Source organism: Veillonella sp. VA141 (genome assembly GCF_003992175.1).
Classification (GTDB): Bacteria; Bacillota; Negativicutes; order Veillonellales; family Veillonellaceae; genus F0422.
The window spans coordinates 476252-488362 of sequence record NZ_RQVM01000001.1 but is presented as its reverse complement, the minus strand read 5'-3'; the positions used below and the strand labels follow the sequence as shown (position 1 = coordinate 488362).

General features: G+C 39.6%; 8 protein-coding genes and 1 rRNA gene. All 9 read left to right on the top strand.

Annotated features, from left to right (window positions below; genetic code table 11):
* Nucleotides 1-143 precede the first annotated feature (143 nt).
* The 9 genes from rrf to cydD all read left to right on the top strand — a co-directional run bounded on the left by rrf (nucleotide 144) and on the right by cydD (nucleotide 12064).
* Nucleotides 144-260 (top strand): 5S ribosomal RNA (gene rrf, locus EO112_RS02265).
* Nucleotides 261-1030: 770 nt separating this feature from the next.
* Nucleotides 1031-2584: a ClC family H(+)/Cl(-) exchange transporter gene (locus EO112_RS02260; RefSeq protein WP_127162721.1), complete on the top strand. Its 1554-nt coding sequence runs from the start codon at nucleotides 1031-1033 to the stop codon at nucleotides 2582-2584.
* 224 nt (nucleotides 2585-2808) lie between these two features.
* Entirely contained in the window at nucleotides 2809-3384 is a 576-nt protein-coding gene (locus EO112_RS02255; RefSeq protein WP_127010940.1) for a molybdenum cofactor biosynthesis protein B, read from the top strand.
* A 283-nt stretch (nucleotides 3385-3667) separates the two neighbouring features.
* Nucleotides 3668-4300, top strand: coding sequence for a DUF47 domain-containing protein (locus EO112_RS02250; RefSeq protein WP_009354140.1), 633 nt, complete (start codon nucleotides 3668-3670; stop codon nucleotides 4298-4300).
* Nucleotides 4293-5291: an inorganic phosphate transporter gene (locus EO112_RS02245; protein ID WP_009354128.1), complete on the top strand. Its 999-nt coding sequence runs from the start codon at nucleotides 4293-4295 to the stop codon at nucleotides 5289-5291. Before EO112_RS02250 ends, EO112_RS02245 begins: the two co-directional genes overlap by 8 nt.
* A gap of 185 nt (nucleotides 5292-5476) precedes the next feature.
* The gene (locus tag EO112_RS02240) at nucleotides 5477-5920 is read left to right on the top strand and encodes an Rrf2 family transcriptional regulator (RefSeq protein WP_009354142.1); all 444 of its coding nucleotides are present in this window, start codon (nucleotides 5477-5479) and stop codon (nucleotides 5918-5920) included.
* 27 nt (nucleotides 5921-5947) lie between these two features.
* On the top strand, nucleotides 5948-7333 hold the full coding sequence (locus EO112_RS02235) for a cytochrome ubiquinol oxidase subunit I (protein WP_082717814.1): 1386 nt from the start codon (nucleotides 5948-5950) through the stop codon (nucleotides 7331-7333).
* Complete coding sequence (gene cydB / locus EO112_RS02230; protein ID WP_062403412.1) at nucleotides 7324-8343, top strand: cytochrome d ubiquinol oxidase subunit II; 1020 nt, start codon at nucleotides 7324-7326, stop codon at nucleotides 8341-8343. Before EO112_RS02235 ends, cydB begins: the two co-directional genes overlap by 10 nt.
* 91 nt (nucleotides 8344-8434) lie before the next feature.
* The gene (cydD, locus tag EO112_RS02225) at nucleotides 8435-12064 is read left to right on the top strand and encodes a thiol reductant ABC exporter subunit CydD (RefSeq protein ID WP_127162719.1); all 3630 of its coding nucleotides are present in this window, start codon (nucleotides 8435-8437) and stop codon (nucleotides 12062-12064) included.
* The last annotated feature ends 47 nt before the right edge of the window (nucleotides 12065-12111 follow it).

Sequence of the window (12111 nt, the reverse complement as noted above, 5' to 3'; positions counted from 1 at the left end):
GACATGGTTGATAGGCCAGGTGTGGAAGTGCTGCAAGGCATGGAGCTGACTGGTACTAATAGATCGAGGGCTTTACTTAAAGAATAAACTTGTAAGTTAATATATTATCTTTCTATGTAGTTTTCAGGGAACACCCTGACAAATTCAGTGACGATGGCTACGAGGAACCACCTGTTCCCATCCCGAACACAGTAGTTAAGCTCGTAAACGCCGAAAGTACTTGGCTGGAAATGGCCTGGGAGGATAGGAAGTTGCTGATTAAGAAAATAAAGAAGACGCCGAAAGGCGTCTTTTTTATTTTCTTATTCAATATATTATTTTGGTCTGGCCGTTTCCAGCCAGATTGATCAAGTAGCAACTATGGTATACCTAATAAGGCCTGGGATAAGCAGGGCTCATGATTTAAAGGAGCAAAGCGACGCATAAATCATAGAGCATCGCTTAGTTCCTGGCGTAAGGTTTTAAAGCCCAAAGGGCGAATAAAACCCACAGCCAGGAACAAAGCAGGAAAAGGAAAATATAAAAAGATAAAAAAAAGAAGCGACGCATAAATCATAGAGCATCGCTTAGTTCCTGGCGTAAGGTTTTAAAGCCCGAAGGGCGAATAAAACCCACAGCCAGGAACAAAGCAGGAAAAGGAAAATATAAAAAGATAAAAAAAGAAGCGACGCATAAATCATAGAGCATCGCTTAGTTCCTGACGTAAGGTTTTAAAGCCCGAAGGGCGAATAAAACCCACAGCCAGGAACAAAGCAGGAAAAGAAAAATATAAAAAGGTAAAAAAGAAGAAGCGACGCATAAATCATAGAGCATCGCTTAGTTCCTGGCGTAAGATTTTGAAGCCCAAAGGGCGCACAAAATCCACAGCCAGGAACACATAGGAAGTTGCCAATGAAAAAACTATTATTGCAAGCCCTTTCCAGGCAACATGGAACAACATATGTGAAATAATGAAGATAATTTTACATAATGACAAATCAATCGTAACCTTGTATACTATATCTATTATTAAGGTAACTAAGGTGATAATATGATACATACTACACGTAATAATATTTTCAAAAAACCTAAAATAGAATTTTTTAATACCTTTGATCGTGAGGAATTTCTCCTATTAATAGTAAAAGGTATACTTATAGGAATTGTAGCAGGCATAATTGGCTCTGCTTTCAGATATATTATTCATTGGGGAAATGAATATCGTCATGAATTCATGGCTAGTGCTACGATAGAGCAAATCATTATATGGATTATCGTTATGATGATCTTAGGTTGGTGTTGTCATCTTTTGCTAAAATGGGCACCCTTGTCTGGAGGTTCAGGAATACCTCAAATTGAAGGAGAAATGAAGGGGATTTTTAATATGAATCCTTTTCCTACGTTGGTATCTAAATTTTTTGGTGGTGCTTTTACAGGTATCGTAGGATTTTCTGTTGGGCGCGAAGGGCCTTCTGTGCAATTGGGTGGAGCTACAGGAAAACTCTTGTCGAATTGGTTTGGTAGCTCGTTACGTGAGGAGCGAATTTTAACATCTGCAGGGGCGGCAGCAGGTTTGACAGCGGCTTTTAGTGCACCAGTATCAGGAGCTATCTTTGTATTTGAAGAAGTGCATAAAAGTTTTTATCCTAAGCTTGTGATTCCTACATTTTCTGCTACCATATCATCTAACTTAATTACATCTTTAGTATTTGGATTAACACCGTCATTGGGATTTTCTGTTATGGAAAGTATTCCTATTGAGTATTTCACAACACTTTTCATATTAGGAGTTGCTGTGGGATGCTTTGGAGTTATTTTCAATCGTATGATTGTAGGTGTGAAGGGAATATACGATAGACTACCCATATCTAGAGGGTGGAAAATTTCTTTAACATTTCTTGGGGTAACTCTATTGGGCATAGATTCACAAATGCTGCTAGGTGGTGGTAATGATGTAGTGACCATGATGGTTGCTCATCAACAGACATTACAAGTATTGCTATACATTGTGATAGGTAAAATTGTGTTAACTTCTATTTGTTATGGTAATGGTGCACAAGGTGGTATATTTCTACCGATGGTTGTAATTGGATCAGCAGTGGGGGCATTGATGCATAGTATATTAGTAGAATTACACATGCTACCGAATGCCTTTGGAAGTAGTTTTATCATTTGTGGTATGGCAGGTATGTTAGCAGCCTCTATGCGAACTCCATTGTTAGCTATATTATTGGTACTAGAAATGACAAATAGCTTTCACAGTATTTACCAAGTAGGTACTGTGGCCATTATTGCTTATTTAACGGCTGAATTTATGAAAGAATTACCAATTTATGATAATTTATTACTTCGTATGAGCCAAGGCATTGTAGGAGCAGAAGAAGAGCAAACATTTTTCCAAACTCGTCTATCAGTCGTTTGCCCTTATGTAGATACGATGTTGAAAGATATTGAAATGCCAAGAGGATCTATGATCGTCAGCATTGATCGAGGAGGACAACCGATTGTACCAGTAGCCACAACAGTATTACAGTGTGGAGACGAACTATATGTGTCCTGTACAAAAGGTCAGTTAAAAGAAGTAAAAGAATTTTTTGGTCTTTAACATTTCTTATGGAGTTACGATAGGAGATATGGTACTATACATATAGGTACTAGTTGGAGTATTAAAATTTTGAAAGATGGTATATCATTACAAGTCTTACTATACTGTATTAGAAGCTATCTGAGAAACGTTTTCTAGTATGTTGGTTCCAGCCTATTAAGAGTAATAGACTGGCGGATGATTTTATATTAAATAGCATGTACTACATAGAAAGGACCATACATATGGCAATGATGGAATTTACAGACCGCCCCCTAACAGTAGCGGTGATTACAGTGTCTGATACAAGAACAAAAGAGACAGATAAAGGTGGAGCCCGAGTTGAAGAATTAGCTCGCGAGGCTGGATTTGTGGTGGTATCTCGTCAAATTGTGACAGATACAATTGATGAGATTCAAGGAGCCATTCATCAGGCTTTCACTGGCAATTATGATGAAGAAGTTCTAGTTTTGGATACTTCCACAAATAATGCTGTACGAGCTTGGACTTATGAGAGCAATGTCAGTGGTGCAGATATTATTATTAGCACTGGAGGCACTGGTATTGCCAAACGTGATGTATCCATCGAAGCAGTGCAACCCTTATTGGATAAAGAAATTCCAGGGTTTGGCGAGTTATTTCGTTTTTTAAGCTACCGTGATGATATTGGAACGAAAGCGTTGGCATCTCGTGCTATTGGCGGGGTAAAAGATCATACGATTTTATTTGCTATTCCAGGATCAGTAGGGGCTGTTACACTAGCCATGAAAGAATTGATTTTACCGGAAGTTAAACATTTAAAGCGAGAATTAATTAAATAGTGGATTGCGATAGCTATCTTTAGTAACTATGTATTATAGTAGTGCTAAGATAGCTATTTTTGTTGCGCCCATAGATGTGATGTAAAGATAGTAAAGCAAAGCGGCAACAGGTAGAAGTCTTCTGAAAAATAGGCAATTATAACAATAGAGATATCTAAAAGAATAGCATTACGTATTAAAAGTAAAAAATGTATATAGGCTTTTGTAATTTGTATGCACAAGTGAATGGTAACGTGCTATAATGGAATTATCTAAATTACATAGTAAGTTATTGGAGGAAGTAATGGCTTTCAATTTAAAAGGAAAAGAAGAAAAGTTTTTCAGTATGCTCAATGACCATGCTGAGTTATGTCATGAGGCAGCACAATTGATGCAAGATGTGTTTGAAGGAGAAGTGGAGAAGCGAGAAGCTCTTCGCGAAATTGAACAAAAGGAACATGAGGCAGATGAATTGGTAGCGGCTACTATGGACCGTTTGCGTAAAACATTTATTACGCCAATGGATCGTGAAGACATTCAACTTTTGATTGATCAATTAGATAACACGATTGATAATATTAAAGAAATTATGGATAAAATGGTAATGTATCAAGTGCAAAGCGAACCAACTGCAGGAGCAATCCGTATGGCAGAAATCGTAGCTAAATGTTGCAAACACATTAAAAAATCTATTTCTTATATGGGGAGTTTAAAAAAGAACTATCTGAAAGTAGAAGGTCGTGCGTTAGAGGTGTTGCGTTTAGAAGCAGAGGCAGATGATATTTATCATGTGGAAATGGCGAAACTTTTTACAGAGTGCAGTGACCCTATTGAAATCATTAAGTGGAAGGAAATTCTTAGCTCCATGGAAGACGTTATTGATGGATCTGAGACTTTGGTAGGAACATTCCGCCGGGTAGTATTAAAGTATGCTTGATGGTTGGGTGATATGGGCCGTCGTTTTGCTCGCATTGGCCTTTGACTATATAAATGGATTCCATGATACTGCTAATGCAATTGCCACATCAGTATCTACTCGAGCCATAGCGCCAAAGACGGCTGTTATGATGGCAGCCACGTTAAACTTTTTGGGAGCTATGGTGAGTACGGGCGTTGCTAAAACGATTGGTGGAGATATTGTTACAGCCCCAGAGATGATTAACGGAGAAATTATTGTTGCAGCTCTTGTAGGTGCTATTTTCTGGAACCTCTTAACTTGGTGGTATGGGATTCCAAGCTCTTCTTCCCATGCCTTAATTGGTGGTATCATTGGTGCTGTGTTGATTTCTGTAGGCCCTGAAGCTCTGCAAGCTGGTGGGATTGGTAAGATTTTTATTTCTTTGGTAGCATCTCCTATTCTAGCGCTAGTATTGGGCTATATTGTTATGAAAATACTGCTAATCCTATTTGGACGATTTTCGCCAATTATCTTAAATGATCGATTTCGGAATATGCAATTAGTATCTGCGGCCTTAATGTCGTTTTCGCATGGATCTAATGATGCACAAAAAGCGATGGGCATAATTACGTTAACCTTAGTAGCTAGTGGACATTTACAAACCTTAGATGTACCTATTTGGGTTAAAATTGCCTGTGCTACAGCAATGGCATTAGGTACAGCAGCAGGTGGTTGGAAAATTATTGCTACTGTAGGTAGTAAAATTTTTAAATTAGAAAGTATTAATGGATTTGCAGCTGATTTGAACTCTGCTATTACTATTTTTACAGCTACATTATTGCATTTACCAGTATCTACTACACATGTTGTGAGTGGATCTATTATGGGGGTAGGTACAGCCATGCGTGTAAGAGCGGTTAACTGGAGCACTGCAAGGTCTATGGTATTTGCTTGGTTTATTACGATACCATTATCTGCAGGTGTATCTGCACTAGCTTATGTGATTATTGATACATTAGCACATATATAAAAAATGAAGAAGTTGTGAAGAAATAGGTTGCAACATTCTCAATAATTTCTTATAATAGAAACAAGAGATGCTCGAACGCTTTTGCACTCGAGCATTTTTTTGCAAGCTTAAAGTATACCTAAGTAGTGTACTTTTGATGACGGATAGAGTTTTATGAAGGATAGATAACAAAAGAGGAGGACTCATTGAAATTTAATCAAGCGACAGACTATGCATTTCGTATTCTTTTATATATGTCTACATTACCTTTTGGTACTCGTAAGGTAGGCTCAGAGTTAGCGCGTACTAGCAAGATTCCTGAACGATTTCTACTAAAAATTATGAGATATTTAGTGAATGCAAAATTATTGCACTCTTACCGAGGCGTAGATGGTGGATTTACATTGGCCAAAAAGCCTAAAGATATTAGTTTGTATGATGTGGTAACAGCGGTAGAAGGAGACACATATTTACAACATTGTTTATATGACTCTGAAAGTTGCTCTCGTGGCTGCCATGGTCAATGCGCCGTACAAGAGGCAGTTGGTAAAATTCAAGCTGTACTAATACAAGAGTTAAAAAATGTTGATTTCGAAACGTTAGCAAAACGTGAGCGTTCGATTCAAATATCATTGCACCATGTGGTATAAATTGTATTCAAGTGAGGAGGAATTAACATGATGGATGCAGTCTTGTTAGCTCGTTTTCAATTTGCATTGACAACGATCTATCATTGGCTCTTCGTTCCGTTTACGCTAGGTATGACAGTATTAGTAGCAATACTAGAAATTACTTATGTGCGTACGAAAAACGAAGTGTACAAAAAAATGGCAAAGTTTTGGGGAAAATTATTCTTAATTAACTTTGCAATGGGTGTTGTAACAGGTATCGTTCAAGAGTTCCATTTTGGAATGAACTGGGCGGAATACTCTCGCTTCATGGGAGATATCTTCGGAGCTCCTTTGGCGTTAGAAGCCTTAACAGCCTTTTTCTTAGAGTCCACTTTTATGGGGGCTTGGATTTTTGGTTGGGATAAATTATCCCCTAAAGCACATGCATTTGTAGCAGTGTTGGTAGCTATCGGAAGTAACTTATCCGCATTCTGGATTTTAGTAGCGAACTCATTTATGCAACATCCAGTTGGATATGCACTTCGTAATGGCCGTGCAGAAATGGATTCCTTTGCGGCTATCCTACAAAATGGGTATTTACCAGGTCAATATTTGCACATCTTTACAGATGGTATCTTAACAGCAGGTGTTATCATTGCTTCTGTTAGTGCATGGCATTTATTGAAGAATAATCACGTAGATTTTTACTCTAAATCTATTAAGTTTGGTTTAGGTGCAGCAGTAATTGGTGGTTTATTAGTTAGTGGCGCAGGTCACTTCCAAGGCCAAACAGTAGCCAAATTACAACCAATGAAAGTAGCTGCTTTTGAAGCATTGTGGGAAACACATGATCCAGCTCCATTTGCTATCGTTGCTGGCATTGACCAAGATGGCAAAAAGAACAATTTTGAAATTGGTGTACCAGGGGCGCTATCCTTTGTAGTTCATGATTCTTTCAAAGGCGAAGTAAAAGGTATCAATGACCTTCAAAAAGAAGCAGAACTAAAACACGGTGCAGGCGATTATGTGCCACATGTAACATCTATGTTCTGGTCTTTCCGTGTGATGATTTTAGCAGGTATCTTGATGCTTGTTACATCTATCGTAGGTTACTACTTGCATATGAAAGGCAAATTGCTTAATAACAAAGCAGCCTTAAAAGCGATTTATCATATGTTAGCCCTTCCATTCATTGCGAACTCCACAGGCTGGTATGTAGCAGAAGCGGGTCGTCAACCTTGGCTTGTATATGGCTTACAAAAAACGGCGGATGGTGCATCTAAAGTGGTAACAGCCCCAGAAATCTGGACAACAATTATCGGTTTTACAGCTGTATACGTAGTCATGGCAATTGCCGCAATCTACTTGGCAGTAAAACATATTCAAGCGGGGCCAGCGGGTAACCCAGCTCATGATGTGGTTGAACAAGAGGAGGCTACATTATGGAAATAATTACAAATAACTTAGAATTAATTTGGTTCATCTTAGTAGGTGTTTTATTTACGGGATTCTTTATTTTAGAAGGTCTTGACTATGGTGTAGGCATGTGGCTCCCATTCTTGGGTAAAACAGACCGTGAACGCCGCCAATTAATCAATACTATCGGTCCTGTATGGGACGGTAACCAAGTATGGATGCTCACCGCTGGTGGTGCTATGTTTGCATCCTTCCCACAAGTATATGCTACCTTATTCAGTGGTTTCTACTTGGCATTGTTCTTGATGTTAGCAGCGTTAATCGCTCGTGGGGTATCTTTTGACTTCCGCAGTAAAGATAAAAGCCCAACATGGCGTGCTGCTTTCGACTGGTGCATTTTCTTTGGATCTGCTATCCCAGCACTTCTTTGGGGTGTTACAGTAGGTAACTTGATCCAAGGTACACCTATCGATAAAGATATGAACTTTGTAGGTGGGTTCTTAGATTTATTGAGCGTATACACGATTCTTTGTGGCGTTGCCTTCGTGTGCGTATTCTTGTACCATGGTGCTTTATATGCATCCGTGAAAACAACAGGGGACATCTCTGAACGCGCTCGTGCAGCTGCATTAGTAGAAGGTGTGATTACAGCAGTAGGTGCGTTGGTATTGGTAGGAGCTACCTATGTGTACACAGACCTATTCAACAGCACATTAGCTACCGTAGCATTTGCATTAGCTATTCTTAGCTTCTTAGTATCTTGGGGCTTTACACGTGCTCGCCAAACAGGTAAAGGTTTCGTGTTCAGTGCATTGACAATTCTATTTGTAACCCTTGCGTACTTTGCAGGATTGTTCCCTCGTATCATGGTATCTAGCATTGATCCAGCGTACAGCTTAACAATCATGAATGCTGCATCCTCTACGTATACATTAACATTGATGACAATCGTAGCGTGCATCTTCGTACCAATCGTATTGGCGTACCAAGCATGGGCATACTACTATTTCCGTCATCGTGTTACACAAGATGACTTACACTATTAATCTATAGTGATTTTAAAAGGGGCGTGATTACACGTCCCTTTTCTTGCATATGATAAGAATCGACTAACACGTATTCTGGAAAGGAGGTCCGATGATTCATCCCTTTGCTTGGCAATTAGTGAAATTGCATCCTCGTTCCTATGGAGGATTACTATTGTTTACCTTGCTTGGCACGGTAGCAACGTTAGGGCAAGCATATGCTTTTGCTTGTATTATTGATAGGCTAGTAGTACAAGGTGGAGATATATCTTTTGATTATATACTAGGATTAATGTTAATGATTTTTCTACGTATGGTTTGTACCCATGGAGAGCAGTGGTTGCGAGATCATATTGCAAGTGCAGTTCATGAGGACCTACGCAATCGTGTGCTACACCATATGTTATCTCAAGGGGTACGTCAATCCGAGAGTGCTGGTTCTATCACACATATATTGACTGATGGGTTAGATCATGTAGATGCTTATATGAGTCAATATATTCCACAAGCATTATATGCTGTATTGATTCCACTTATATTGTCTATTGCTATTATTAATTCTATCTCTTGGATTGGTTGGATTTTATTGCTAACCTACCCTTTGATTCCTTTTTTTATGATTCTCATTGGTAAGGAAGCAGATAAACTAAATAAGCAGCAATGGGAACGAATGCAATTCTTAGGAGGATATTTCCTTGACGTATTACAAGGTTTAACAACACTGAAAGTATTTGGTCGTGCCAAAGAACAGATTCATGTGATAGGTCGTTTATCTGGAGAGTTTCGCGATGCTACATTAAAGGTATTGCGTATCGCCTTTTTGTCTGCCTTAGTGTTAGAATTAATCGGTACAATAAGTACAGCCATGATTGCTGTCTACTTAGGGGTATCCTTAGTATATGGGGAAGTAGAGTTTTTACCAGCTTTCTTTATTTTGCTACTAGCACCAGATTTCTATGCTCCCCTACGACAGTTGGGATCTGCATTTCATACGGGTTTATCAGGTAAAGTGAGCCTTACAGCAGTGGAGGAGTATGTAACATCAGGTGTAGAAGTAATTCATACAGGTCAGAAAACACTTAAGGATCCGATTCAAACTATTGAGTTTCGGGATGTGGCATACGAATATGAAGAAGATCATGTAGGCTTAGCCACTTTTACAGGTGTATTGGAACGTGGCCGTTCTTATATGCTAGTTGGTGAAAGTGGAGCGGGTAAAACTACTATATCTAATGTGCTCATGCAATTATTAACGCCTACTAAGGGCCAAGTGACCGTAGATGGTTATGATTTACAAACCTTAGACAGTCAATGGTACCATGAGCAGATTGCGTATCTTAGTCAAACCCCATATATTATGAGTGGTACCTTACGGGAGAACTTACAATTTGGATTACCGGCGACTGATGAAACCTTATGGCAGGTTCTAGAACAAGTACAGCTAGCTGACTTTGTAGCTACTTTACCAAAGGGATTAGATACATTGATTGGAGAAGGTGGCTACGGATTGTCCGGTGGACAACGCCAACGATTAGCCTTAGGACGGACCTTGTTACGACCAGCACAAATCCTTATTCTTGACGAAGTAACAGCTCATTTAGATGTGGAAACTGAGCATCTAATTATGCAGGTATTGCATCAGTATGGGCAAGATAAAATCGTCTTGTATGTGGGGCATCGTGTGCAAACTATGAAGTATGTGGACATTTTATTTGTGATGCAAGAAGGGCGATTAGTAGAATCTGGTAGTTATAGAGACTTAATCGCACAAAATGGATATTTTACATCCCTAGTGAATACCTATAGTAATCCTGTGATGCGAAAGGTAGTGGAGGAGACACTAAAGTCAGAATCTCCTAATCCAGCATTAGGAGCAGACTATGGCAGTGGCGATACATCGTACGATAAAGTGCGACAAGTTGAAATAGAAATGTTACATAATACACATGCATCGAATGTTAAAGAGCATAATACCATGGGAAATACGCAACAGAATATTCGCCGAGGCTTATGGTCACTCTGGAAGTTACTATCTGGGCATAAAGCCTTGCTAGTGGGTAGTGTAGTTTTTGCTATGGCTACGGTGCTCATGAATATTGGCTTACTTACTACGTCCACATGGCTCATAACGAAAGCCTCAGAGCATCCTCTATTGGTGGTGTTGAGCTTGGCAATTGTTGGAGTACGATTCTTTGGGATTAGCCGTGCCATCTGTCGGTATGGGGAACGTTATGTGTCGCATTCTATGGCTTTCCAAGGTTTATACGAATTGCGTATTGCCTTCTTTAAAAGATTAGAACCATTGGTGCCACGGATCTTTCAATCTATGAAAATGGGGGACCTCCTAGGACGGATTATGGCAGATATTGAGACGCTACAGTTTTTTTATTTGCGCACCTTAGTGCCTAGTTTGTCCTTCCTCGTTATTACAGTGCTAGGCTGTATCATAGGATACCAATTGCATCCGATAGTAGCTATGGTGATTGCATTGTACAGTATTCTTGTAGGCGTAGTGCTGCCAATGATCATTACCTATGTGCTACGGCAAGTCCCACCTATGCGATTACATACAAGAGGGCGTATGAAAGAGGAACTCATCGAATCTATTCATGGTGTGGTAGATATTATTATGAGTCATCAAGAAAAACGATTTGTACAGTCTATGAAAGCATCTTTTCGTGATTTTGATGGTTGGCAGAGTCTATGGAATCGTGGCGTTCGTTGGAATCAGACTATCCTCTTAGGGTTAGCACAATCTGCCTTATTAGTAGGGATTATTGTTGGCCTATGGGTAATTGATGGCATTACCTACGGACCGCTATGGGTGGCGGTTATCGCTATTGGATTGCAGTCCTACTTTGAAACCTTACAACCTATGACAGAAGCATCCTTGCATGGCTATGAAAGCGCTTTAGCTATGGAGCGATTGGAACAGCTAGACGATCGATCAGGACAGGAGAAAACATCATTAGAAAGCATGAACCATCAGAGTTCCATAGACGTGGATAAAACAGTATCTCCGATGATTCGTATGCAAGCTCTATCCTTTGCTTATGATGTACTGCCTATTTACGAGGAATTAGAATTGTCCATTCAAAAAGGTGAGAAAGTGGCTATTGTAGGTCCTAGTGGGTCCGGTAAAAGCACATTGTTTGCACTGTTACAAGGATGGTATGCATACAGTGGTACTATCTTTATTGATGGAGTTGATACAAGGGCACTTTCAGAGGAAGAATTGCAATCGTATATGGCATATGCTACCCAAGATATCTATATATTCCATGCTACAATTGGCGATAACATCCGATTGGCTAAGCCGAGTGCTACAGATGACGACATTTGGCAAGCCTTAGAAGCGGTGCAATTGGCGGACTGGGTACGGACATTACCAAAAGGTTTGCGCACCATGGTCGGTCAAGGGGGCATGGGTCTCAGTGGTGGACAACGACAACGCCTTGGTATGGCACGCTTGTATTTACGTGATGCAGAGATTTTGCTTTTGGATGAGCCACTAGAAGGATTAGATCAAGTCACAAGGCACTTGGTACAAGATCAGTTGAGTACTTTGTTCCAAGGAAAAACTGTATTATACATTACACACCATATCGAACAACTTCATGAAATGGATCGTATTGTATTCTTAGAAGATGGACGCATTGTGGAAAGTGGAACTTATGAACGCTTATTAGCTTTACAAGGTCGATTCTACGAATACCATCGATTGAGCATGGAACGCATTTAGTATAGGTGGGGCTTTTCTTTCATTTGTAAGGGGACTATGATATAATT

Excerpts from the sequence above, each read along its gene's own strand:
- EO112_RS02255 (WP_127010940.1), top strand. The coding sequence starts at position 2,809 with ATGGCAATGATGGAATTTACAGACCGCCCCCTAACAGTAGCGGTGATT.
- cydB (WP_062403412.1), top strand. The coding sequence starts at position 7,324 with ATGGAAATAATTACAAATAACTTAGAATTAATTTGGTTCATCTTAGTA.
- EO112_RS02245 (WP_009354128.1), top strand. The coding sequence starts at position 4,293 with ATGCTTGATGGTTGGGTGATATGGGCCGTCGTTTTGCTCGCATTGGCC.
- EO112_RS02250 (WP_009354140.1), top strand. The coding sequence starts at position 3,668 with ATGGCTTTCAATTTAAAAGGAAAAGAAGAAAAGTTTTTCAGTATGCTC.
- cydD (WP_127162719.1), top strand. The coding sequence starts at position 8,435 with ATGATTCATCCCTTTGCTTGGCAATTAGTGAAATTGCATCCTCGTTCC.
- EO112_RS02235 (WP_082717814.1), top strand. The coding sequence starts at position 5,948 with ATGATGGATGCAGTCTTGTTAGCTCGTTTTCAATTTGCATTGACAACG.
- EO112_RS02260 (WP_127162721.1), top strand. The coding sequence starts at position 1,031 with ATGATACATACTACACGTAATAATATTTTCAAAAAACCTAAAATAGAA.